At 36.6% G+C, this 26,935-nt stretch carries 12 protein-coding genes; 8 read left to right on the forward strand and 4 right to left on the reverse strand.

What is annotated here, in order from left to right; all coding sequences use genetic code 11:
- Nucleotides 1-136 precede the first annotated feature (136 nt).
- Nucleotides 137-7,387 carry a FlgD immunoglobulin-like domain containing protein gene (locus ACECE_RS26715; RefSeq protein ID WP_010245240.1) on the forward strand — a complete coding sequence of 2,417 codons (7,251 nt, stop codon included), beginning with the start codon at nucleotides 137-139 and terminating at the stop codon, nucleotides 7,385-7,387.
- Between the two features lie 516 nt (nucleotides 7,388-7,903).
- Complete coding sequence (locus tag ACECE_RS0205630) at nucleotides 7,904-9,556, forward strand: WG repeat-containing protein (protein ID WP_010245245.1); 1,653 nt, start codon at nucleotides 7,904-7,906, stop codon at nucleotides 9,554-9,556.
- A gap of 287 nt (nucleotides 9,557-9,843) precedes the next feature.
- Here the strand turns inward: ACECE_RS0205630 and ACECE_RS0205635 are convergent, their stop codons facing one another.
- The gene (locus ACECE_RS0205635; RefSeq protein ID WP_010245248.1) at nucleotides 9,844-11,337 is read right to left on the reverse strand and encodes a CpXC domain-containing protein; all 1,494 of its coding nucleotides are present in this window, start codon (nucleotides 11,335-11,337) and stop codon (nucleotides 9,844-9,846) included.
- A 340-nt stretch (nucleotides 11,338-11,677) separates the two neighbouring features.
- Between ACECE_RS0205635 and ACECE_RS0205640 the strand changes: the two genes are divergently transcribed.
- The 4 genes from ACECE_RS0205640 to ACECE_RS0205655 are packed head-to-tail and all read left to right on the forward strand — an operon-like array spanning nucleotide 11,678 to nucleotide 15,077.
- Nucleotides 11,678-12,196, forward strand: coding sequence for an RNA polymerase sigma factor SigX (locus ACECE_RS0205640; RefSeq protein WP_026073712.1), 519 nt, complete (start codon nucleotides 11,678-11,680; stop codon nucleotides 12,194-12,196).
- On the forward strand, nucleotides 12,193-13,302 hold the full coding sequence (locus ACECE_RS0205645) for a DUF4367 domain-containing protein (RefSeq protein ID WP_010245260.1): 1,110 nt from the start codon (nucleotides 12,193-12,195) through the stop codon (nucleotides 13,300-13,302). Before ACECE_RS0205640 ends, ACECE_RS0205645 begins: the two co-directional genes overlap by 4 nt.
- A gap of 24 nt (nucleotides 13,303-13,326) precedes the next feature.
- Nucleotides 13,327-14,235, forward strand: coding sequence for an ABC transporter ATP-binding protein (locus ACECE_RS0205650; RefSeq protein ID WP_010245262.1), 909 nt, complete (start codon nucleotides 13,327-13,329; stop codon nucleotides 14,233-14,235).
- Entirely contained in the window at nucleotides 14,232-15,077 is an 846-nt protein-coding gene (locus ACECE_RS0205655; RefSeq protein ID WP_010245264.1) for an ABC transporter permease, read from the forward strand. The genes ACECE_RS0205650 and ACECE_RS0205655 overlap by 4 nt, the downstream gene beginning before the upstream one ends.
- Nucleotides 15,078-15,222: 145 nt before the next feature.
- Here ACECE_RS0205655 and ACECE_RS29095 read toward each other — a convergent pair whose 3' ends face one another.
- Nucleotides 15,223-19,485 (reverse strand): S8 family peptidase, encoded by a 4,263-nt coding sequence (locus ACECE_RS29095; protein ID WP_010245265.1) that lies wholly within the window; start codon nucleotides 19,483-19,485, stop codon nucleotides 15,223-15,225.
- 540 nt (nucleotides 19,486-20,025) lie between these two features.
- Nucleotides 20,026-21,615: a rhamnogalacturonan lyase family protein gene (locus tag ACECE_RS26725; RefSeq protein ID WP_010245266.1), complete on the reverse strand. Its 1,590-nt coding sequence runs from the start codon at nucleotides 21,613-21,615 to the stop codon at nucleotides 20,026-20,028.
- A gap of 198 nt (nucleotides 21,616-21,813) precedes the next feature.
- Here ACECE_RS26725 and ACECE_RS26730 point away from each other — a divergent pair, with 198 nt between their 5' ends.
- Nucleotides 21,814-23,655 carry a dockerin type I domain-containing protein gene (locus ACECE_RS26730; RefSeq protein ID WP_010245267.1) on the forward strand — a complete coding sequence of 614 codons (1,842 nt, stop codon included), beginning with the start codon at nucleotides 21,814-21,816 and terminating at the stop codon, nucleotides 23,653-23,655.
- Nucleotides 23,656-23,939: 284 nt separating this feature from the next.
- Here the strand turns inward: ACECE_RS26730 and ACECE_RS0205675 are convergent, their stop codons facing one another.
- A complete protein-coding gene (locus ACECE_RS0205675; protein WP_010245268.1) occupies nucleotides 23,940-24,278 on the reverse strand; it encodes a hypothetical protein in 339 nt (112 codons plus the stop codon).
- A gap of 369 nt (nucleotides 24,279-24,647) precedes the next feature.
- Here ACECE_RS0205675 and ACECE_RS0205680 point away from each other — a divergent pair, with 369 nt between their 5' ends.
- Nucleotides 24,648-26,894: a methyl-accepting chemotaxis protein gene (locus ACECE_RS0205680; RefSeq protein WP_026073713.1), complete on the forward strand. Its 2,247-nt coding sequence runs from the start codon at nucleotides 24,648-24,650 to the stop codon at nucleotides 26,892-26,894.
- Nucleotides 26,895-26,935: the final 41 nt, after the last annotated feature.

Genomic DNA, 26,935 nt, shown 5'->3' on the forward strand with positions numbered 1-26,935 from the left:
ATTATTTATCCAGTATGCTTTTCATCAAATTCCTGAGATCAGACAGCCACTTTGATCAAACTTGGGAGACCTGTGAATTGGTTCAATCAGGTCGGTTGAAGCACTGTTTTTTCTCTGAAAAAAGGAGAGATCTATTATGAGGTACTTGCCAATAAGATCCCACTTTAAAATTATTCTTGTCATCCTTACCGTTACAGCTTTCATACTCAATAGCGTAACATGTGTAAGTGCTGCTGCCTCTACTTATAGTGAAGAGGAAATTCTCATAAAATTTAAGGATGGAGCTAATGTTTCAGGTTTGATTTCAAAATATGACTTGAAGCTCTCTGAAAGCATTACAAAACTTCAGTCCAAGAAAGTTAAATTCAGAAGTAACAAGAATAGGGATAGTGTTATTTCCCAGTTAAAAAAAGATCCCTCAGTAGTATACGCCCAGCCAAATTATATATATAAATCCTTAGGTACCCCAGACGATCCAAATTACAGCCTTCAGTGGGGTTTGCCACGAATAAAGGCAGACAAAGCCTGGGACATATCTCTTGGTTCAGAAGATATAGTAGTTGCTGTAGCAGACACCGGAGTTGATATTAACCATCCGGATCTTGCTTCCAGCCTGGTATATGGCTATAATGCGATAAACAATACCAATAGCATAGATGATGATAATGGTCACGGAACACATGTAGCCGGAATCGCTGCAGGAATAATAAATAATTCTAAAGGTATAGCAGGCGTTGCCGGTAAAAGTAAAATCATGCCTATAAAAGTGCTTGATTCTACCGGATCAGGCTATACGTCCAATATTGGGAAAGGGATTATGTGGGCTGCCGACCATGGTGCCAAAGTAATAAACCTAAGCCTTGGTTCATCAAGCTACGATAATTACCTCCAGGATGCAATCAATTACGCTTATGATAAAGGAGCTCTAATCGTGGCAGCTGCAGGGAACTCAAGTACAAATGTACCTTCTTACCCAGCAGCTCTTAATAACGTCATTGCAGTATCAGCTACTGACAGAAGTAACGCCAAAGCAACCTTTTCAAATTATGGTTCCTATATTGATCTCGCTGCCCCTGGCTTAAGCATTTACAGCACTACTTTTGACGGTGCATATGGTTACAAGTCGGGAACTTCAATGGCGTGTCCCTTTGTATCGGGTGCTGCTGCTTTGGTATGGAGCTTGAATACCAACAAAAGCCCCTCGGAAATTGAAAGTATATTGAAGAGCACCGCTTATGATATAGGTTCAACCGGAAGAGATGATGCCTTTGGCTATGGTCTGGTAGATGTTTATGAAGCTATCCGGGTTATTGAGCCTGCGCCGCCGGAAGGAACAAACACAGCCAACCCATCTTCGACTGCAATCCGCACTCCTTCAGGTACTCTTCAACCAGGTACCAGTCCAACACCTACACCAAGCCCAGAAAGTAATCCCGGACTTTCACCTGATATTATGCCAACACCAGGTCCAAGCGGTATTCCGATGCCAGATCCTTTGCTTCAACCTTTAGGGAACTTAGAAAAGCCTATAAATGCTGAACCTATAAGCGGTATATATACTATCAGCGGTTGGTTTTTAGATATTGATGGCGTAAGCACAATTGAAGTTCTAGTTGACGATAAATTTATAGGATACGCCACCTACGGCGATTCAAGGCTGGACATTGGTGCCATGTTCCCACAGTATGGAAACTCAAACTGCGGTTTTCATTATGATCTAGATACCTCCAAGCTAACAAACGGAAGTCACCTTCTTACAATACGCGAAACATCTTCAAAAGGTAACCAGATTCCGCTCTTTCCTGTGTTATTCACAGTAGGAGATGGTGCTGCTACCCCTGTGCCGTCTTCCCTGCCTTCACCAGAACCTGGTGCAGGCGGCATAAGTTATAATCTTTCTGAAGACTGTTATGTAACAGTTACAATTTATGATAGTTTTGATGCACTTGTAAAGACCTTAGAGAACAATGTTCTTAAAAAGGCCGGCGAATATTCTGTCAATTGGAATGGTAAAAACTCAGCAGGACAAATGGTTCCCGATGGAGTCTACACCTATAAAATTGTTGCTGTTGACCTTGCGGGTTTAGAATCAGAGCCAATTACCGGAACCATTATCGTTGAACGCTTAAATCCATCCATAACTGCAGTTATGGACAGCCCGGATCCCTTTGATCCTACGGGTGATAAACAAAATACTATAAGCTATACAGTATCCGAAAACGCTGTTGTAAATATTTCCCTTTATAAAGAAAACGGTTTATTGGTAAGAGATCTTGGAAGTACAGATGCGCTCATTGGCAGTAATAAAGCTTTCTGGGATGGAAAGGATAACAATGGGCAGTTAGTTGAAAACGGAACCTATACCTATAAAATTAATGCCATCGATGCATATGACAAACCATCAAAAACAGTAACAGGAACTATTTCCATAGGTGAATTGGACTTCCCGGTTATCAGTAATTTTAAAGCGGCTCCAAATCCATTTACTCCTGACGGAAGCAATAATACTACAATCACCTATAGTATTTCAAAAGCAGCTTCAGTGAGTGTGCGTATTTATGATTTGACAAATAACCTTATTAAAACTTTAGAAGACAATGCTTCAAAGAGTGCAGGTTCACAAAGTGTAACCTGGCAGGGTAATAATTTAGCTGGTTTCACCGTACCAGCAGGAAGCTATACAGTTGTAATAACCGCAGTGGATAAGGACGGTCTTAAAGCAGATCCACTAACCGGCAGCATAGCAGTAACAGGGCAAAACAACAGTGGAGATACCCAGCTTATAACAGGAGTCACCGATTCCCCCGATCCATTTATAATAAATGGCAGTAATACCTCAACAATATCCTTTAGTCTTTCTGCTAATGCAAACTTAAAGCTTAATATTTATAACAGCAGTGGGTCTCTTGTAAGAAAACTTTATGATAATACCGCAAAGTCAGGTGCAAATAGTATACAATGGGATGGAAAGGACAGTTCCGGAACCATTGTAGCTAATGGTATATACACTTATACAATCAGTGCTACAAGCTCTTATGACGGAAAAAGCCAGAGTGTATCCGGAACAATCCGAACAGACTCCGGTAAGCCTATTATCAGTGAGGATAATGCAAACCCCAACCCTTTTGCTCCATCAGGAACCAATCATTCAACCATTTCATACAGGCTATCGGAGAGTGGTCTTATAAGCGTATCCATTTATGACAGTACGGGAAGGCTTGTTAAGACACTGCAAAATAAAGTCCGCATACAGGCAGGAGTTAATTCCGTCAACTGGGATGGCAGGGATTCGTCCGGCAGAATAGTTGCAGCCGGTAGTTATTCTTATAGAATAGATGCAGTGGATGATGCGGGACAAAGCGCAGTTCCGGCAATAGGTCTAATTAATGTAAGCAATGAAAACGTCCCTTTAATTTACTCTGTATCTGATATTCCTGATCCATTTGCACCAAATGGATCCAGTGTATGCACGATATTCTTTTCTCTGTCTAAAGATGTTGACATGACTCTGAACCTATACAACGAAAGTGGTACCTTGATTAAAACGCTTGTAAACAGCAAAGCGTATACAGGGCACAACTCTGTAAGCTGGAACGGTCAAAACGAATCTGGCACGATTGTAGAAAATGGCATATACACCTATACAATACAAGCTGCTAATGCCGCCAATAAAGTAAGCCAGGTATACTCCGGATCCATAACAGTCGATTTTGAAGTTCCTAAAATCAGCAGTGCAAGCTTTAATCCCAATCCCTTCACGCCAACCGGTGCCAACAACGGTGTGCTTTCTTATTCATTGTCCGAGCAAGCTTATGTAAGCATATATATTCTTGATAGTTCGAATTCCATTATTAAGACTATGGAAAACAATACTCTCAAAAGCAGCGGAATCAATAAATCTGTATGGGATGGTATAAGTACATCAGGGTTTATTGTACCCGATGGTAATTATACATACAAAATTGAAGCTGAAGACCGTGTAGGTCTCAAAGCCGAGCCTGTTACAGGAGTTTTAATAATTAATGGAAAATCACCTTACATAACAGATGTAAGCGATAGTCCCGATCCCTTTTCACCTGACGGAACTAATAGCAATACTATTTCCTTTAAATTATCCGAAAAAGCCAATGTAAATCTAACCATCCAGAATACAAACGGAAATACTGTCAGGAATCTCGTGAACAGAGAACTTCCTTATGGTTTAAACAAAGTGGACTGGGATGGGAAAGATGATTCTGCCAAGATAGTTGCTAACGGTACCTATATATACAGTATAGAAGCAACCGATTCTTTTGGAAGCAAATCCGCAACAGTTAAAGGTACAATATCAATTGGAACCGATGTCCCTACGGTAACTATTATAGGCATCAGTCCAAATCCTTATAAGGCTGCCGGTGTGGGTTTAGAAAACATTTTCTTCCAATTGAACACAAACGCGAAAACCACTATACAAATATTTGACAAAAATATGTTACCTGTAATAACACTTGAAAATGCTAAATCCAGAGACTTCGGTGCAAATCAAGCTTTTTGGGATGGCAGGAATTCCTCTGGTGAGGTCGTTCCTGACGGCAAATATACTTTTAAGATTTATGCAGTTTCAAGTACGGGAGTTCAATCACAAACACAAAGCGGAACTATCCATGTGATAAAATCTGATACACTTGTAACTACTATCGTTGATAGCCCTGATCCATTCAACCCTACAGGCAGTAATTATAACACAATATCCTTCAGTACTTCCAAGCCATGTAATGCAGTCCTTAGTATTTATGACCCAAATGGAATACTCATCAAAACATTGTATGAAGGAAAGCTCAAGCTAGGTGCGCAGAGCTTCAATTGGGATGGTAAAAATGCTTCCGGCAAAATAGTTGAAGACGGAATATACACCTATGTGCTGGACGCCACCACAAACAACGAAAAAGAATCCTCACATTTGACAGGCACAATCACAGTTGGTTCGGATACTCTTAAGGTTAAAATCAACTCAATAAGTCCCGACCCTTTTGAACCGGGTTGCAACACTTCAGCCTCCATAGTATACACTCTTTCAAAGCCGGCTTATACAAACATAACAATATATGACAGTTCAAACAGCCTTGTAAAAACAATTGAAACTAACAGTCAAAAACTGTCCGGAGTAAACACCGCTGTCTGGGATGGCAGAAATCTATCAGGTGCCTTAGCGGGGAATGGTATATATACTGTAAAAGTTACTGCATCGGATGGGTCAAACCAATCTGAAGCATCCGGGATAATAACGCTTAAACAGGCATTGCCACAAATTACAGAGGTAAAAGACAGTCCGGATCCATTTAATCCTAATACCGGTATTAATACCATTGAATACTCCATAACTAAGGACGCAAGAGTATCCATCAATATATATGACTATTCCAACCAACTTATAAAGACGGTATTCGAAGGTAATATAACAAGCGGAATCAATTCTGCAGCCTGGGATGGAACAAACCTGGCATACAGCATTGTACCCGAAGGAACCTATACATATATTATAGAGGCTGTAGATTTGTTCGGAAATGCTGCATATCCTGTAAAAGGAACTATAACAGTTGATATGACAGGCGCAATAATATCCGAAACAAAAGTAAGCCTTATACCGTTCACACCATCAGGCAGCAATCAAGTAACCATATTCTATAATATATCTGAAGATGCCAATGTATCTGTAAATATATTCAACAGTTCTGGAAAACTAGTCCGGACTTTGGAAACTGCATCTTTGAAGAAAGCAGGAGAAAACTGGATAACCTGGGATGGCAAAGACTCTTCAGGACGAATAGTAAGTGCCGGTACCTATACTTACAAAGTTGAATCTGAAGACCTTACAGGCAATCAGTCACCTATGGTATCTGATATTATATCAGTTGAAAAATACGATCCAACGACTCTCACAAGCATTGTAACACTCGATGATGCAAACTTCCAGAAAGACCCCCTGGCATCGGCATGGCTTATAACCTATAATCCCAATTACGGCAAAACATCTAGCGAGGCAAAAGCCAACAGAACCTGGATAAACAGTAAAGGCATAGACTTTAGTGGAACACCAAATGGGTTTGTAACTGCAACCAAAATCTCTGGAGATTCAGGAAATTCAACCGGAGTATGTGTAGGCTTTATATCTCCAACCTTCATTGAGCGTGATTACGGTATAAGCGATAGTGAAACCGTCACTATTGACCTATTGAAAGGACCAGCAGGCAGCGTTGAAGTTGAGTTAACAACACTACCCGAATCGACTTCTTCAGGACGACTTCTAAATAACCAATATTCAACTGTAGTTGTAAAAGCTCTCGATTCAGATAACAAAATGGTCGGAAGTAAAACACAGACGTTTATGGGCGTTACCAATAAAGACCTGACACCTGTAAAAGTAAAAATATCCTCCGGAAGCTCCAATATTGCAAAAGTAACCTTGGAAGCAACGCAGGCACCTTATGCAGGTATATGGCTTGAATCAATCGGCTATAAAGTATCGGGATCAGGTAATACAACCATTACACCTGCACCTGGCAGTTCAACTCCTACGCCTGTTAACTCAACACCTGCTCCAGTGAATTCAACACCTAAGCCCGTAACGACAACACCTTCTCCGGCAGATTCAACACCTACGCCAACACCATCAAATCCCGGTACAGTTCCTACACCAAAACCTGGCACACCGGAAACACCTCCACCTGATGCACTTACTATAACTAAATACAACATAAATCCGAATCCATTTGATCCATCAATACATAAAACTGCTGTTGTAACATATACATTATCTGCATCAGCAAAGGTTTCTGTTGCCATATATGATAACACGGACACCCTAATTAAAGTTCTCGAAAACGGTACTGCAAAGAATGCCGGCAGCAATTCGGCATCATGGAATGGCACTAACACATCCGGCAGCATGGTTACTTCGGGAACATACAAATATGTTATACTTGCAGCAAAAAGCGATAATTCAGCGTCTACAACTGTAATAGGTTTATTCACAGTCAAGATAACCAACCTAACTGTATCATCAGTAAGTGATGCTCCAGACCCATTTGGTGCAAATGGTACAAGAGTAAGTACAATTAAGTTTACTCTGTCAAGATCCGCATATGTAACAATAAACATATATGACTCAAACAATAACCTTGTTAAAACTGTAGCTGAAAGAAATATAAATGCCGGTACAAACTCGGTAACTTGGAACGGTAAGAACGAAAAAGGCATAATTGTTCCAGATGGCAAATACACTTACACAATTGATGCTCAGGACTCATCGGGCAACAAAATAACACCAGTTACCGGAATAATTGACCTGGATTCGACGCCACCCCGTATTACCACAAACTCACCTTCACCTATATTTATAGGATTATAGTTTAACTGTACTTACAAACGATAGTAAAGAGGATGGTATCTGGATTATTTTTTAGATACCATCCTCTTTTTTTGAACTATAAGGACAATAAAGAGATTTGCTAAGAAGGGTTCAATTTCTTTAGCGGATCGAATTTCATCAGCTTTTAAATTTTTATCTATATTGGATAATAACACCTAGATACTATAAATTACCTCTTTTATATCCATCAATAAAAACTCGCTTTTATAATTATACTCGAAATTTATCCCATATTCCACAAAAACGCAGCAATTCAAAATGTTAATTATGCTTCCACCTGTCAAAATCTTCAACCCCCCTTGATTAGTTCCTCAAATTTATGTAATAATGTATTCAAGAATTGCTCCTTATCCTTATCTTTGTTTTTTAGCGAATTCATTATAAGTGATTGGCAACGCATTTTTCAATTGTTCAAAGGAAGTTTGGTTTTAAATTGGATTTTGGGCGTAACCCACTTTGGTTATAATTAATTATAAAAGGGATGGATAAAATAACATGAAAATAATTACGAGGTTTTTTATAACTTTTATTATTACTGCTTTGCTTCTAGCCAATGCAGTCTATGCTGATGATCTACAGGATTCTATATATAATAATCCGCAGAAATTGAAAGAGTTTTATGATTTACTTGATCATGCCATTATGATGAAGGTTGATTGCCCTATTTCATTAGTAAATAAGGATGACAGATTAATTGATGATGACAATACATTGGTTAAACCTTACATAAAGAATGGTAGACTATTGGTGCCAGCGAGATTTATTACTGAAGCCAGCGGTGCAAGTATTATGTGGAATGGGAAAAATTCTACCGTTTCCATAGATATTAATGGAAAAGCTTATCTTATTGATTTGAAAAAAGCACTTTTAAGCATGGATGGGAAAAATATAAAAATGGATGTTGTGCCAGAAATATTAAATGGAAGGCTTTTTTTGCCTATACGTGTAATTGCAGAACAGGTCCTGGATAAAGAGGTCTACTATAATAACCGAATAGTTCTTATCAGCGACAAAGGGAAAACTATTAATCCCAAATATGCAGATGAGTTAACAAAACATTATGCTCAGTTTTTTGAGGACCGTATTCTTCTCAATATGATTGCTCCTAATGGCTATCAGGGGATAATTAATATGGAAGGAAAATACGTAGTAGAACCTAAATATAATCATATTGATGAATTTTTTGATGGAACAGCAAGTGTTTTGGTATTGGATAATGGTACTGAAAAATGGGGCATAATTGATTCTACTGGTAAAGAAATTATAAAACCTTTTTCGGAGTCGCCAATTTTTTATTCTGAAGGTCTTGCAGATGTAAAAGTAAATGATAAATTCGGTTTTATTGACCTAGAGGGAAATTTTGTAATTGAGCCAAAATATGAATTTTCGTACGGCTTTCAAAATAGTCTAGCGGTTGTTGAATCAGATGGTAAATATGGGTATATAAACAAAAATGGTGATTTTGAAATAGAGCCCCAATTTGAATCTGCTGATTCTTTTTATGGAGATTATGCCAGTGTTTCAAAGGATGTTGGAGGCAAGGAGTTATTTGGAATAATTGATAGAAAAGGAAATTTTGTAGTAGAACCTAAGTTTGATCACATTGAAGGATATAGGCAGACAGAAGAAGGAGTTTTTTTTAGTGCACGTCAAGGTGACTGGGAGAATGGCCTTTGGGGGACGATAAATATTAATGGCGATTGGGTTATTGAACCTAAATTCGACGATATGTTAGGGATTGATTCTTATGACGATTATTTATCCGTTGAAGTAAATGGTAAATATGGAATTATAGATCTTGAAGGTAATTATCTTATTAGTCCGATGTCTGATGAGTATATTTTTTTGTATAGCCCCGATGACATGAATGTTTATTGCGAGGACGGTAAGTATGGTTATGTAGATGGAAAAGGTGAAGTAATTATTTCTCCACAATTTGAAGATGCTGATTTATTTTTTAACGATTTGGCCCGCATAAAAGTAAATGGCAAATACGGCTTTATTGACAAGACGGGAAAAATAAAGATTGAGCCAATATATGAAGAAGCCAAGTATTTTCTTTATGGATTGGCAAGAGTAAGAATGGATGGGCTCTATAACTTCATAAATAAAAAAGGTAAACTTATGTTTTTTAGCAAAGCTAGTTGAGTACTAGCTTTGCCAAAAAAACTAGATATTAAATTAGTTATAAAAGATAGTAAAGAGGATGGTATCTTGATTGATTTTTTAGATACCATCTTCTTTTTTTGAACTATAAGGACAATAAAGAAATTTGAATAAACAAACGCGAAGATGCCACTAGATCACTATGGTTTTGATAAAACGAAAGTTCTTGATTTGATTTCAAGGGTTTTCGTTGATTTCAGGGTAGAAATGTATTACTTTTATCTGTTAGAATGGGCCTGCAAGATAAGAAATATACCTTGGGTTTGATATCATAACTCAGCAAGATTAAATACGTCGATAATGATAAAAACAAGTCCTAATGCAAAAAATATGAGTGAAAAGTAAACATGCGATATAATTAGGACTATTATTCCTATTGTAAGAAATATTAGAGCAAGTGACAGGTATGTATGGGATTTTAAAAATGAGAAAATAGGTTCGATAAATCCTTGATCCTCGACTATTTTATTTGTTGATTCGGTATGTACAAAATGTTCATTATAAAGAAACATAAAGTTCTTTACTTTGTCATGGTTCAATGTATTATCGGTACTTGCAACAAACTGATAACCGCAATTTGGACATTTAACAACAAATAGAGATTTCCCAGTAATTTGTGGAAATATAGTTCCATCCTTTCTACATACAACTTTGCACATATTCGATTCAGAACTTGAAACTAAAGCTGTATTTAGGTTTATATGGATATCTGTAAGATAGTTTAAGTATGATTTTGCCGAATTATATGCTGTACCTAAACAAACCAACATTTCCTCTAAAGTTTGATACGCCTTCATGCTATAAAGAAACTTCAAACATCTATTTGGTGTATCATCTAGTGAGAAATTTGTAATATATTCAAAATACTTAAAAAGCATTCGATGGGTTTTTACCAAGAAGGGTTCAATTTCTTTAGCAGATCGAATTTCATCAGCTTTTAAATTTTTATCTATATCGGATAATAACACCTGAATACTATAAATTACCTCTTTTATATCCATTAACGTTTTAGTTGTGTTATTGGCATCAAAAAAGTTTTGTTTTAAATATGGTGAAAATTCATTATGATTCATAGCTTGAGTAATGTAAATTTTACTCTGTGAAGATAATTGTGCATTATAAACATTTTCTGGTATGTTTCGCATGCTGCAAATTGTTTTATAGACAAATCCAAGATAGAAAGTTTTTACATAGCCAATCTCCATCTTGTAAGTAACTTCTTGTTTATTTTTATATACTGTTTTTTCATTCCTATGAGCATTAAGAATTAGATTTCCCAGCCCCAGATATATCGCTGCAATATCGGTTAATAGTTCGTTATCTAAAATTGACTTATGCCTTAAGTCGATTCCATGGTTAAAAAGATACTGGTGAGTCAATTCGTGAGCCAAAACACCTAACACAGCATCTTTCATTTTTAGTGAATTTTTATTGAGATTAATAGTAACATTATAGTCGGAGGTAGGTCTAATACTTCCACCTGTATCGAAGGAAAGATCGTCTATATTTACATGTATTTTATTGGGTAGGTCTAAAAAGTTCGCTATTTTATTGGCAACAGAATCAATTGCATCATTATCGGAAATATTTGCAAAATCAAGTGATTTAGAGTCAAGAAATTCTTGTGCAACCTTTCGGCCCAGTTCTTTTTCTAGCAATATAAGTTTGTCGATAAAATCTCCTATTGACTTAATAATTCTTTCTTTAGCAATATCGTCTTCAATAGATTCTTCGCAGGGATAAAGATTTAATTCATCGTTCATATATTTCTCCAATTTAACTTATATTTCATATATCATAAACAAAGAATGTATAAAACTCGTTACCCATTTAGTAAAAAAATCACTTTTATAATTATACTCGAAATCTATTCCATATTCCACAAAAACACATCAACACACAATAAACCTATTACATTTAACACAGGTTAAAATCCGATATTACAGTGTGATCATAAAAACTTTTTATAAAGGTGTCACAAAACTGTGTTATTATGTGTTTATATTACAGATAGCTAAATCTGCAGGTTTGGTTATCTACATAACCGCGGTTTAACAATATAAATAACTACTGGGAGGGAGAAATATAAAACTGTTTAATGCGATACACAAAAAGGAGCCTGAAAGTGTTCCTGAAGACTTCAATACTTCCTATGAGAAGTATTATGCAGTAGTTTTCAGACATTGCGCGTATCTTACCGGAGATGTCCAGTCAGCAGAGGATATAGCCCAGGAAACCTTTATAAAGCTTTATAATTCTCCCCCGGACCATGGTAATACAGGAGCCTGGCTTTCAAAAGTGGCAACCAACCTTGCTTACAATTATATTAGAGACCAGAAGACAAGGCGGAGTAAAGAGCCGGTAGCTGAGGAGCATGACGAAAATAATGTGATATCTATCGAGGAAATAGCAATTAAGGACTCGGAGGTTAGGCTGACAAGAAAAATATTAAACCTCCTCAATCACCGCGATAGGCTTTGCCTTCTGCTTAAGTTTTCAGGATATAAGTACAACGAAATTGCAGAAATAGCAGGCATAGAAAAGGTCTCTGTCGGAAAAATCCTTTCAAGGGCTCAGGAAAAATTCAAGGAATTGTATTTAAAGGAGGCAAAAACTTTATGAAATGTCCGGGAAATGATGTGCTTCAGGCTTATATAGATGGTGAGCTGGAAATAGGCGTCAGAAAAAATATTGAAACTCATCTTGCTGACTGTGATAAATGCAAAAATCTGCTGGCAGTCCTCAAAGAAAATGACGATTTTGTTTTCGCAAAGCTCCAAAACTACAGGCAGCACTTTGAAGAGTGCAATGTGCCTTGCAGCACACAGCATGAGGTAAATACCAAGAATATTATTATACACAATAAAGGAGTGTTTAAACATATGTTAAAGAATAGAAAGTTTGTCGCTGCAGCGTGTGCAGCATTGGTAGTCACAGTATGTATTACCGTTCAACCCGTTAGGGCAACACTTGCAAGTGCACTGTCTATTTTCAGGGTTGAGAATGTAAAAGGAATAAATTTAACTCTTGAAGACATACAACAGATCCAGCAGAAGCTTTCAAACGGTCAGGGCGAGATAAGCCTTGACAAAATGGGAAGCATAAAGATGCAAGGCGGCGAGAAAAGGACCTCTTCACCGGAAGACGTAAAGAAACTTTCTGATATTGCTGTCACTTTCCCATCCGTCCTTTCCGGCGAAATACCAAACGTTAATATTGTTGAACCTTCATCCATCGACTTTACACTTAATGCAAATAATGTAAACCAGATAATGAAATCCTATGGAGCCACAAAGCTTCTCCCTGACAATATTGACGGCAAAACCTTCAATATAGATTTTGCTTCACAGGTAACCATTAACTACCGTATAGATAACAAATCTATTGGAATTACACAGACAAAAGCACCTCAAATAACAGTCCCTGAAGGTGTAAATGTTGATGAGGTATATAATGCTGTCGTAGAGATGCCCATACTTCCGAACAACCTGCAGTCACAGTTAAAGTCCATAAAAGACTGGAAAAACACCCTTTACATCCCTGTGGTAGAGTCTGAATCGACAGAAGTTGATATAAACGGTGTAAAAGGTTATGTTTCCTCCAATAAAAGCGATCCAGAAAATCTTCCTTACTCATGGGTCATCTGGTGTAATAATGGTATTATCTATACTGTATCCGGAAGAATAGATAGTGCCGAAATTCTGAATATTGCCAGGTCGATGAGATAATACTTTGAAAATGAGGTGACTTAATTGGTAATAGAGACAGAAAAGCTGACAAAGTATTATGGAAATAAAATTGGCTGCCAGGATATAACAATATCTGTAGGCGAAGGTGATATTTTTGGGTTCCTCGGCCCGAATGGGGCTGGTAAAAGTACATTTATTAAAATGCTGGTAGGGCTCTTGTTCCCTACCGGCGGCAAGGCTTTCGTACTCGGTAAACCTATTGGCGATGTAGATGTAAGAAAGAAAATCGGATACCTGCCAGAAAACTTCAAATACCAGGATTGGATGACAGGAGAAGATCTCCTGTCCTTTCATGCTTCCCTGTATAAATTAGATAAAAAAATCTCTTCATCAAAGATAGAAGAGGTGCTTGACCTTGTCAAGCTTAAAGGCCATGAGCGCTATCGCGTAGGTACATACAGCAAGGGCATGCAACAGCGTATAGGTTTAGCCTGTGCCCTCCTTCCCGACCCCGATCTTCTTTTTTTGGATGAACCCACTTCCGCGCTTGATCCTGTAGGCAGGAAAGAAGTAAGGGACATAATGACAGTACTTAAGTCAAGGGGCAAAACAGTATTACTTAACAGTCACCTGCTCAGTGAGGTGGAAGCCGTGTGTGACAGTGCAGCAATAATAAAAAAAGGTTCGGTAATTAAGTACGGAAAAATGGATGATATACTTGAAAGCAAATTAATACTTGAGATACATGCAGAAGACTTAAATAATGAGGTCTTAAATAAACTTAGGAACTTTGACAGCGGCCTTACATATTCAAACAACATGGTACAAATGGAGATTAAGGACAGAACTGTCATACACCATATAGCCTCAATAATTGTTAACGGTGGCGGAAAGTTATATGAGCTATCACCAAAGAGAGTCTCACTTGAAAGCGTATTTATAAATCTTGTAGAAGGTGGTGATAAGAGATGATTACAATAGCAACAGCAACCTTCAAGGAAGCTTTAAGAAAAAAACTGCTCCTACTCGTTGCACTCCTTACTCTTATATATCTTATTATATTTGGGTTAATCACCTATTTTGTAAAAAGAGACATTGGCACTGAAGAGACATTAAGCATTATTGTTGTATGTTCACAAATAGTATCCTTCCTCGGTTTTTACTTTTCAAGCATGCTTGTAGCATTTCTCACCATTATGGTTTCTGTCGGTTCGATCTCTTCAGAAGTTGAAAGCGGTGTGATACATTCCGTAATAACCCGACCGATTAAACGCTCCAGTTATGTACTTGGAAAATATCTTGGTTTGGGAGTCCTAACAGTATCATACAGTATTTTTCTTTTCGCAGCCATAATCTCAATCTGTGCAATTTTCCAGCTGCCGATAGTCAAAACACTCGAACCTATGAATGTAATAAAAGGTCTTTTATTCTTCGTGCTTGAACCCATCGCAATTCTATCGCTTTCTATTTTCGGAAGCGCTTCCTTTAAAACACTAAGCAATGGAATATTTGTTGTTTCAATCTACATTCTAGGACTTATAGGCGGGGTCATGGAACAAATCGGCACACTTCTCAAAAATCAAGGCCTTGTAAACTGGGCAATTGTTTCAAGCCTGATTTCCCCTTTTGATATAATATACCGGCAAATGCTTTCATCAATATTCTCAAACCTTGGTATTACTAATCCCTTTGGGTTAGTAAACGGAACAGCGGGCACAACTCCAAGCATATGGATGCTTATCTACATATTGGCATATATTCCCGTAATGATTATTTTTGCGATTAAAAAATTCAGAGTAAAAGACATCTCCTGATTTTTATTATTGCTCGCACTATTTGGAATTTTACATATAACAGCTGCTTTAAGATTTGCTTTGCAACTTTCTAAAATAAAAGAGGGCTTCCTCTATGGTTGCCCTCTCAAATTCAAGAAACGTATATACTTTTGTCCCAAAGTTTTTATTTTACTTTAAATGAGGATTCTGCGGACATATTTCCATCAGCGTCTATGTCTACAGTCAATTCTATCTTGTAAATTCCGCTTTCTATCAATTGTGGATCAAGCTTAATAGCAGAATTTGTATAGAAATCCGGGGATTTTGCTGAGAAAATCACATCATCGAAGGAATCCTTGATATTAATGAAAGGTGCCCTTATATCATAGTATGGTATATCTATATACTCTCTTGTAACAATATCAAACAGCTTAATTTCTCCATTTACTTTCCTCAACATTACTCTACCTTTAGAAGACTGAATTTTCTCGGAGTAAAACCAGAAATAGCTATTGTCATAAATCTTAACAACTCTATTGCCATATTTGTCTGCTATTGTGTTTGTAGTTTTTAATGTTTCGCCTGCTTTGTAAATTGACTTGTTTGGCTTTATTGACATACTAAAATCAGTTCCACAATTTATAACAGTGCTTTTACCGGAAAAATCTTTCTGTGACTTCAATTCATAAAGGTACGAATTGCCGTATTCTGCGTTTGCACAAAGAATGTCCAAATCGTAGAGACCTTTTGATACTTTAACAGCTCTATCCTTTGTAAGGCTTAATGAAGAACTGAAACCTGTCTTTGAGTCACTTATAACAACATCAATAGCATCTTTCTCCGACTTACTATCAAGACTAACCTCAGTAAGGTTATCAGGAGTAAATTCCACTGGCTGAGGATTTTTTGTTTTTAAACCAATTGACTCATTAGGCTTAAATATTATGCGTTCTGTTGATAATAAATCTGCTGAAATTATATCTGCTTCTAAGTTATAAGTTCCCTTAGAAACATATATCTTGCCCATATCAATACCAACTGCTTGAGCATCAATACCTAACAATGCTGAATAGGTTGATGTACCGCAAGGCATTGATATAAAATAAACACTTGGGTTATCAATTGTTTTTCCATCCTCATCTTTTGCCGAAAGATCGACTTTCTGCAATTGAGTTGACGATAAATTATAAATCGCAGGAGATTTACCATCTTTTGTATATATGGTGTTATTCATAACAACAGAAAGCTCACCATAAACATCATTACTTACAGTATCCGATATTTCACCATTTGATTCATAAGTAGTTGAAGTCACAACAAATTTATAATTTGCTTTTGGCAATGAAACAAACATTTCACCATTTAGAAGGTTTGTGCCATCAAAATAGTAGGTTTCGCCTGTCAATGTGTTTATTGCTTCAACTGAAGCTGATGTTGCTTTTGTTTTATCCGGTTGTTCTATTATGAACTTTACAGCATCACTCTTAACTTCCCTACTAACGCTAAGCGAAGTCTCGGCTTGAATCAAGTACGGAAGATCCGCAACCAATTTCAACTTATATTTATCTGTTGCCAAACTCTGCGGTAATTGCATGTAGATGCCACCACTAAAGTAATAGAATAGATTTTCACTCATTATCACATTATCTTTACTGTCAACAAGAGTTAATGTAACTGGGCTTTTTAACTCGATTTCTACAGGTTCTTCGGGTTCTTCTGTTTCTCTGAAAGCATTACTAACAGAGTCAAGCGTTCTAATCTTAACTTTATTTGCTCCGGTTTTATAAGTCAAAATGTTTTTATTATTAAGTAAACCAAATAATTCCTCAAAATCAGAAATCATAAATACAAGTTCATTGCCATAACTATCAATTATAGAATTATTAACATTAAGCTCTTCTCCTGGAATAAATTTAGTCTTATCCAATTCAATTTTTCCTGTTAGTGTGCCTCCAAAACTTATAGAGTTTTCATTACCGCTTTCAAGCGCTAGCTCAGTACTTTGAAGAGAAACGTATGCCAATTGACCATCTTTTTCCCCTGTTATATCCAAACCACATACATAGCTGCCAGGTGTCAAATATACATCAGGCAGATTTAACATATCATCAACCCCGAATCCACAGGTAAGATGTGAGTCTTTAAGCCCCAACGAAATAGAACCACCTTGAGTTGTAAAACCGTGGATATTCTTATATGAGGCATCTACTTTAGCCAGATTTGAAATATCAGAATCCATTGCTATATATGAATTATCTGAATTCACCTCAACATCATCGGTATTAAGAAGATATATAGCATCTATTCCTGCATTTCCAGAAACATTTTCATCCAGCACTTCAACAGTGTAGCTAATTGCCTGAAAAGAATACGTTCCCGGATTTAGATATGTTTCTATTAAGCCACCTTCAGTATTTGAAAACATAAAGAAATCAAAGCTATTTTCAGAACCAGGAAATTTATATGATGCAAACAAATCGGAAGACTGCTCTTCTAGCCCCACATCAATGGTAACCGGCACCAGATCACTTCCGTCCATTTCAATTACACCGGGTGCTTTAGCTTCTTTTACTTCTGTAGCATAAGAATATTGATCGCCATTTTGAATTCCGTAATTTGCAACAACAACATAATCGTTTCCGTTTGGTGCTGTAGATCCTGGAATTATTGCGACACCGCTTTTAGAAGTCATTCCAGAATAAATGTAATCATAGTATGTTTCTCCATTTTCAGTGTGCTTGTTATAAACTTCAACATAACCACCCTTAACTGGCTCGCCTTCATTTGTCAATTTTACTCTAAGTCCTGTATAAACGGTATTTCTTATACTAATTTTAATTTCTTTAGTGTACGTTTGATCTTCTTTATCTGTTGCAACTACCTTGAGTGTATGCATACCATCAATGAACTTATTTGTATCGAGCTCGAAGTTTGTAAACATTTTATTTTCGTAAACAGCTTCAGCAACTGACTCGTCAACCGAACCTTCAGCAGACTCTTCATCAGTTTTTACAACAGACTCGTCTTCAGGCTTGACGTCAGATGTGTTTTCTACAGACCCTACAACAGTTTCATCAATGTATAAATCTGTTTTAACAATCTTTTCAGGATAGGTAAATCTCGTTTGTATGTCAACAACATCGAATACCGAACTCTTATTTGCAAGATTTGTTATTTCCAATCTAGGTTTGATTTCTTTTATATTTAATGCATTATTCAGATCAAGAAGACCATATCCAAATTTTATATCTTTACCCGCATCACCTAAATCTTGTGCTGAATCAGTAAGATATTGCTCTACTTCAATGACAGAAAGTGAAGGGTTTTTAGAAATCAACATGGCACATGCTGCACTTATAACTGGTGTTGCCATGGATGTACCGCTATAGGAATCGTATTTATTTCCAGGTATTGTACTTAGGACATCTACTCCTGGTGCAGCCAGTTTAACTTCAGCTCCATAATTTGAGAAGCTCGCAGTCTTATTATTAATATCTGTAGCAGATACTGTAATAACTCCAGGTATGGATGCAGGAATATAGTTCTTTGTATCATCAGCACTGTTTCCTGCAGCAGCCACAACTACAACATCCTTGCTGAAAGCGTAATTGCACGCATTTGTAAGCAAAGGACTTTCACCATAACCGCCAAGACTCATGTTGATTACTTTTGCACCATTGTCTGCCGCATAATATATAGCTTTTGCTATAGTGAAATCATCACCGGATCCGGCTTCTAAAACTCTTAGCGGCATTATTTTTATTGGCGCTTTACCAGCAGTTCCTGCAACCCCGATTCCGTTATCTGTAGAAGCCGCAATTATTCCTGCAACGTGTGAAGCATGTTCTTCGTCAACCGGTCCAGGTGAAGGATCTTCATCCATATCAACAAAGTCATAACCTGCGGTTACTCTATCCTTCAAATCTTCATGTGCAATATCCAGTCCGGTATCGATAACCGCTACCTTTACTTCTTCCATAGAAGAAGTATCACCAAGGGTAATCCATGCATCCTTTGCCTTTATGTTTTGTAGAGCCCATTGGTTTTTGTAATCAGGATCATTTGGATCATCCTCCGGAAACTCAGTAACTTTTCTTATGTAGTTCGGAACAACATATTCAACATCTTTGTTTTGTCTGAATATCCTGACTTTTTCTGAAAGTTTGTCATCATTAATTTCTACAAGTGCCAAACCACTATTTTCTGATTCTACAATTTTTCCCTGATTTTTAATTATAGAGCTCTTGTTTGCTTTTAATGATGCCTTGTCCTTATATTTAATAATTAACTGTCCAGATTTTCTGGGGCTTTTCGAATTAATGCTCAAATTAGTATCAAATCTTTTGCTGCTCCTATCCGGCACCTTATTCTGCGCAAATACATTGAAGGTTAGCGCTGATGATAACATGCAGGCAATTGTAACTACTGAAACTGCTTTTTTCAACATGATGTGACCTCCTAAAATTAATGTTATGTACCTCGAAACTCTGTAAAGCAATAGTTTATAGTGTATTTATTCATGAGTCATGTTTAAAACACTAAACAAAAGAATTTTAATAAATCACCTCCTGGATTTTTTTACATAAACTACCATACACATTTTATATTAATGTATTAAAAATGTTTTTTCAGCAAATTTGGTTATTGTTTATAAAAATGTAATAATTTGATGAGAATTAAAATAACGCTTATATTTACGAGAAAAGAGCAAAAAAATAAAAGGGATGTTTGGAATAAATCCCTTTTTAAAGGTTGGTAGGATATTTTTCATGAAAAAACATCTATATTATTGAATCTACAAGTGTTTTTGAAAACTGAAAATATAACTTTCACTACTATTTTTGCTAAAGGCTTATTTGAAGCAAAATAGCCACTTAGAAAAAGTGTAAGTTATCTTTCAGTCATTCTTTAGCACTTGTATAATTGAGAACAGCTTTAACGTTAAACAAATCAAAACTTCATGTTTGTGTAAAATATTTTTCATTAATTAATAATTGGTGCTTATACCAAGAAGTATTTGCCTTAATATTGCGAAGTCAATAGAGTTAACAAAATTGTCATTATTGATATCTCCGGTTTTAGTAACATTCGGAAATGGAACATTTATACCCAGTAAATAACTTCTTAAATAAGCAAAATCAATTGAGTTTATCGCGCCATCACCATTTATATCTCCTTTGAGATCATTGGTTTGAGTAGGTGTTGGTGTAGGCGGTGTTGTTTTAGTTGGAGTAGGTGTAGTTTGGTTTCCGTTCTTAAGACATTCACCTGAAACATATCTGGAATAATTATAGTGTTGTTTAATCTGTTTTCTTGTATTACCTGGTTGTGGAGCAGGTTGAGAATAATCTTCGTCACTATGTGCATAGATATTAAGTTTGGTATTGTCGTAGAATATTACCTCTTCGCTGCCGTCACCGCAAATATCACCTACTTCGGCATTACCATCGGTTGCAAACTGGAATGCTTTATTGCCGGAAATTTCATACAAACCTGGTTTAGCGCCGCCTCCCCTTCTGTATGCCAGACAATACGGAGTATTGGAGCCGTCCCAATTTGAAACTTTCCTTATAACTGTAGCATATCCTCCCTTATTGGTAGGGTTTTCTTTCCAAACTAATTTTCCTGATGAATTAAAAGCAAACAAAGCATCCTGTCCGTTTGTACTTCGATTTATACGATCCAATCCAAAAACCTCAAGTCCTGGACTGTTTTTATCAAAATCTTCAAGTACAACCTGCTGGCCTTCAACCAACTGGTTACTCCACCATAAGAAGTTTCCTTTCCAGTTGTATGCCTGAACGGTATAATCACCTTGTGTACCAAGTACTATTTCCAAACCGTTTGAGGAATTCCCGTCAAGCTCACCTATCTGGACACAATCGGCATGATCAATAGGATTTTTAGCAGTCCATAGTGATTTTCCGTCATGATCAAGCATGGTATAGCTCATCATAATTTCATCTTTGCCGTCGCCATCAAAATCATAATTCCATGGATAGTGCCCGGTTGTACCTTTGAAAGACCATAAAAGCTTGCCGTTTTTATCCACAACATAAGCACTACCGTACCTGTTCTTGAAGATCATGTCAGACGGATATGTATTACCGGAAACGTTACAGATAAGTATGGCATCACAGGCATCATTTGCAGGAAGATTGAACTCTCTTTCTTCTTTGCCGTCTTTACCGTTTAAGATTTTGACTTTTCTGCTCATAACAGCAATAACTTCGTTATCACCATCGTTATCAATGTCATAAATCTGGCAAGGTTCGTCGCGGTCAGTACCTGACTGATTGTTGTCGGTTCCGATTTTCCACATTTTGGTACCAGTGTGATCAAAGGCAGTCAAAGCGTTAACCTGGCTTGGATTGTCTGAAGTAGCTTGTACCATAAGAAAATCCAGACGGCCGTCGCCGTTAAGGTCACCTAGACGCAATCGACATGCAGAACCTGCATCACTAATGTTTATTGATTTTACTAAAGTTGCATCTGTTGTCGCCGCTGAAACAGTGATTGGCAAAGAGTTTACTAAAACAAATGCAGCTACAGATATGGTTGATAAAAACTTTTTCAAAACATTGCACCCCCTAAGTCATGTTTCTCTACGTCTATATATGCGCTATAAATAAATTTTTGTGGGGTACATTTTCAAGAATATGGAGTTATAATTGCAATTTGTACCCTCAAAAATCAAATATAGTTTCGCATATATAGAGGAAGTATTAAATGAACAATATTGTAATTTTCATATTTTTTGAGGGAGGTCCTTATAATGCTTAATAAAGAAGAACAAGATGTATTTGTTTGTCCCAAGACAGGAAAAGTAATAAGATCAAAACCTAAAAAAAAGTGGTCAAAATGGCTGTTTCCGTTTACCGGATTTGTAGCTCTAATATGGTTTTTAATTCGCGTAATTCCCAAACCTAGTAGGGCCAGTTATCCATGCCAACGTGCATCAGCACCATTAGCTGCAAGTTTTGTTGTGTGGCTTACAGGAATATTTGGTTCTTCTGTACTTCTTCGCAAATCGGGAAAATTTCTTCGTCAGTATCGGTATATAACAGGAGTTTCCTTATTGGTTGTTGCAGTAGTTTTAGCCGGAGTTTCCTCTGCATATGTTTTTAATAAAGAGGCTTCTGCAGTGACTGCAGAACCTTATACTGATCAAGCAGCAAATGAGCCAATTGGAACAGCTAAAGGCATTATGGCGGGACGTGTTTCATGGATACATGATCCTAATGCAACAAAATGGGATGGTAGCTCAAATTACTGGTATTCGGATAATAACACCGACCAGACTGTTGTAAATAGTATGTTTGATAAAGTTGTATGTTCAGTAGTAAATAAAAATGATGTTAGTTCTGCATGGGATGCTTTATTTAAATACTGCAACAATAACAAGGGAAATGGAAATGTAGGTTATACTTCCGGTGAAAAAATTGCCATAAAGGTAAATCTCAATAATAAATATTCAGGTAATATGATTGATCAGACTCCACATATGGTTTATGCTGTATTAAATCATCTTGTTAATGTGGTAGGTGTGAAACAATCTGATATTACAGTATTTGATTCCTCACGAACGAATATTGCACCTATTAAATCCAGATGCAGCGGCTCATTTCCAAATGTAATTTATAATGATACATCATTAGCAGAGAATAGCATTACATATTCAAAATCAATTACAAGTGCAAACTCCAGAAAGCTTGGTTCTCCTGCTGTTAATGCCAAATACTTAATCAATATGGCAATACTTAAAAGACATGGTATGCCAAAAAGTGACTGGATAGAATCAAACGGAAATACTGGTGTTACACTGTGTGGAAAAAATCTCGTTGGGACAACTGGAGATATTAAATCATTACATGTTGATTTGCGTGATTGGAATGAATCGGGCGCAAGCTACACTCCAATTGTTGACCTTATGGGAAGTAAAAATCTTGGCGGCAAAACCGTTCTTTACATAGTTGATGGATTATATTCCGGTAACCTATGGAACAGCAAACCACAAAAATGGACAGGTGCACCATTCAACAACGATTGGCCTTCAAGTATATTGGTATCCCAAGATCCTGTAGCTATTGATTCTGTCGGACTTGATTTTATGAGATCACAATGGACGCTTTTGAAGAATGCAGATAATTACCTCCATGAAGCAGCAAAAATCGATGCTCCACCTTCTGGAACATCCTATAAACCGGATGGAGTTGCTTTGAAAAGCCTTGGAGTCCATGAACACTGGAATAATGCCAATGACAAAAAATATACCAGAAATCTTGGTACAGGAAATGGTATTGAACTTATTTCTGTTTCAAATTCAACCACCACACCGACTATGACTCCAAAGCCTAATGTTACACCGACCAATACAAATTTACCAACGGCGACAGCAAGCACAATTATATATGGTGATGTAAATGGTGATAAAGCAATCAACTCCCTTGACTTTGCTTTTATGAGACAATACCTGCTTGGTGCCATTCAGTCATTCCCTAATAATACAGGCAATAAAGCTGCTGATGTAGATGGAAGTGGAACCTTTAATGCCATAGATTTCGCTTATATGAGACAGTATCTGCTTGGCATGATTGATAAATTTCCTTTGAATTAGCCCTAAATTTTAGATATCAAAGCGTAACATCCGATATGAAGAAATTATTAATGCTTTACCTGACACCTTAATAATTGAAGATACTGAAAATGATATGCTTTTTGGTGATTTGAACCTTGATAACAGTCGCCAAGGTCATTTCTCGTGCAGTACAGGGGGCTAAACTTCAGCCCCCAATATAAATCTTACCAGCTATTTGATTTGAGTATTTCTTAATTGTAAACCTAAACGTTTATGGATGTGCTGCAATCAAATTATCGAGTTGTACCTTTGCATCGTCAAAACTAAGGCCCTCCTATACTGACTTGATTTCCAGAAGCAGTATTTATTGTATTTGTAAGTTGCTTTGCTATATTTTCAACAGCATTCAAATCTGTACTCATGCTTAATGACTTGTCAATTACAATAGCGACATCAACATTTCCATATCCGGAGACAGGGGTGCCATTTATTCTTAGTGTAACTTCGTAGGTTCTGCAAGCTACCGGAACCTGATTAGCTGTCTTACTCAAAAAAATATCACCTGGGTTTGCAGCTTCAAATACAGTTGTAGTATTTATAAATAAAGCAATAACAAAAGCAGTAAATAATAAACAAGTTATGTTCCTTTTTTTGAGACTCATTAACACTTCCCCCAATAGCGAAACTTATTCAGTTTTTAAATCATTTTTTGATATAAAATATGATTATTTATATTTCATTGTTACACCTATTTTTTTTGTCCAATTTTCTTTCAAGCCATTAAACTCATCTCTTTCACATTGATAATACAAACTTTCACAAGGCTTTTTACCTTGTAAACTTAAATAAATCCAGCCATCTTTCTCTCTTACCTAAACTTCCCTCTCATTAATTTATAAAAAGTATAAGTATTTGTTTAAAGTTATCCGAAATATTTAGTGGTATATCTTTTTATGTTGTTTTTTATAAGTTTATCAATCATTTTTGGTACTTTTCCAGACTTTATAAAATAAAAGGAGTGGTTGAAAGTGATGAAATGGATTTCAGACTTGTCATTAAGTAAAAAAATCTATCTGCTTTTAGGTTTTATTGTATTCGCTGTTGCAATTTTTGGAGTTCTTGCAGTTCAATCGAGTAGTGCAACTCAAAATAGTCAACTAAATTTGGAGCAATCTGCAAGAACTGCAGAGACTACTATATTAGAAGCTGACAGAGATTTGCATCAGGCATATACTGCAGTACAAGCACTGGCTTTAGCAGACAATTCTAAGGAAGACTTTGAGAAACTAAAGGCATTTTTTAACGATAATATTAAGACCGCAAAAGAAAGAGTTGCAAATTCAAAGTTGATAATGGAAAACAGCAATAAGGAATGGGTTGACTATAAAGGAAAAACAAGCAATCTGACAGCATTTCAACTTTTTGAAAAATTCGATACTGATATAGATAATTGGGTTGCGATTTCAAACAAAGTAATTGAAAATAAAAGTATGGTTAAAGAGTGGGAAGGTTCATTCGAAACGGCACGTGGAGAATTGGATGAAATTACAATGCTATTAGACACAGCAACAAAAGAGAGACAATTAGTATATAATAAGAAAAGATCCTATAATATTGCAAATATTGTTATTGGTTTATTTATTATGATTATTTTTATATTTATATTTGGTTATATAGTAATCAAAAGCATTTCAAAACCGCTTGAGTCAGTAGTAGCAATGATTAAAGAAATAGAGAAAGGACATTTGAAAACCCGATTGAATTTAAACAGAAAAGACGAGATCGGCCAACTTGCAAATACTATGGATCATTATGCTGATGACCTTCAAAAATTCATTGTTGTCCCGATTAATAAGATAGCAGTCGGAGATTTTGACTTCGAGTTGAATATTAAAGACAGCGAGGATGAATTATCTCCTGCACTCAAAAAAACTGTAGACTCAATAAAAGGCCTTGTTTATGAGGCAAATACTTTAACTAGTGCAGCTATTGAAGGAAAACTCCAAGTTCGTGGAAGAGAAGAAAACTTCAACGGACTATATCAGGATATTATTTCAGGTATAAACAAAACCTTAGATGCAGTAATAGACCCTATAAGCGAAGCTTCAAGTGTACTTGCTGGATTGGAGAAAGGAAACTTGCAGGTCAAAATGAATGGAGACTACAAAGGTGAACATGCACTAATAAAGGATGCACTAAATAAAACAGTAGATAACTTAAAGACGTATATCGGTGAAATTACATATGTGCTATCTCAAATGTCTGAAGGTAATATGAATATCACAATAAATAGTGAGTTTAAAGGTGATTTTGTTGAAATTAAGAATTCGCTAAACCGCATTATAGATGCTTTCAATGATGTGTTGATTAATATTGGTGATGCAGCATATCAGGTATCAGCAGGTTCAAAGCAGATTGCAGATTCATCTCAAATGCTTTCACAGAGCACAACAGAGCAGGCAAGTGCAGTGGAGGAGTTATCATCAATAATGGATACAATATCTGAGAAAACCAAAAAGAACGCAGTCAATGCCAAAGAAGCAAACGAACTTGCTATGGAAGTAAAAAAAGATGCAGTAGAAGGTAATGACCAGATGAAAGATATGTTGAAATCAATGGATGAAATAGCATCAGCATCCGCAAATATATCTAAAATTATAAAGGTGATAGACGATATAGCTTTCCAGACCAATATCCTTGCGCTAAATGCTGCTGTTGAAGCTGCTAGAGCAGGACAGCATGGAAAAGGGTTTGCTGTGGTAGCTGATGAAGTTAGAAGTTTGGCAGGAAGAAGTTCACAAGCTGCCAAAGAGACAACCGCTTTAATAGAGGGAACGGTCAGAAAGACAGAAAACGGTATGACAATAGCTAAAGATACTGCATCAGCACTAAACAAAATAGTTGATGGAGTTTCAAAAGCTGCAGTTTTAGTTGGTGAAATAGCTAATTCATCAAACGAACAGGCTACGGGAATTGCACAGGTTAATCAGGGGGTATTGCAGATTTCACAGGTTGTGCAGACAAACTCAGCAACCTCACAGGAGAGTGCAGCATCAAGTCAGGAATTATCAAGTCAGGCAGACACTCTTAATGAAATGGTAAGCAGGTTTAAAGTAAGGAAAAATGTTAGTGAAAAGTCAGGATATGAACTTCTGGATAAAGAAATTATTGGATATATGCAGGGCGCAAGCAAAAATAGCAAACAGAATTTAAAAAAGAAGGAATTGAATAATAAAAAGAACATCTCTCTTGGTGATATGGATTTTGGCAAATACTAAGGTATATATGAAAAAACATTTATAAAAATTGTGTGGTTAAG

It is taken from the genome of Acetivibrio cellulolyticus CD2 (assembly GCF_000179595.2).
In the GTDB taxonomy this organism is placed as follows: Bacteria; Bacillota; Clostridia; order Acetivibrionales; family Acetivibrionaceae; genus Acetivibrio; species Acetivibrio cellulolyticus.

What these genes read in the sequence shown, in the direction of transcription:
- ACECE_RS26715 (WP_010245240.1), top strand. Translation starts at nt 137, where the DNA reads ATGAGGTACTTGCCAATAAGATCCCACTTTAAAATTATTCTTGTCATC.
- ACECE_RS0205630 (WP_010245245.1), top strand. Translation starts at nt 7,904, where the DNA reads ATGAAAATAATTACGAGGTTTTTTATAACTTTTATTATTACTGCTTTG.
- ACECE_RS0205635 (WP_010245248.1), bottom strand. Translation starts at nt 11,337, where the DNA reads ATGAACGATGAATTAAATCTTTATCCCTGCGAAGAATCTATTGAAGAC.
- ACECE_RS0205645 (WP_010245260.1), top strand. Translation starts at nt 12,193, where the DNA reads ATGAAATGTCCGGGAAATGATGTGCTTCAGGCTTATATAGATGGTGAG.
- ACECE_RS0205655 (WP_010245264.1), top strand. Translation starts at nt 14,232, where the DNA reads ATGATTACAATAGCAACAGCAACCTTCAAGGAAGCTTTAAGAAAAAAA.
- ACECE_RS29095 (WP_010245265.1), bottom strand. Translation starts at nt 19,485, where the DNA reads ATGTTGAAAAAAGCAGTTTCAGTAGTTACAATTGCCTGCATGTTATCA.
- ACECE_RS26730 (WP_010245267.1), top strand. Translation starts at nt 21,814, where the DNA reads ATGCTTAATAAAGAAGAACAAGATGTATTTGTTTGTCCCAAGACAGGA.
- ACECE_RS0205675 (WP_010245268.1), bottom strand. Translation starts at nt 24,278, where the DNA reads ATGAGTCTCAAAAAAAGGAACATAACTTGTTTATTATTTACTGCTTTT.
- ACECE_RS0205680 (WP_026073713.1), top strand. Translation starts at nt 24,648, where the DNA reads ATGAAATGGATTTCAGACTTGTCATTAAGTAAAAAAATCTATCTGCTT.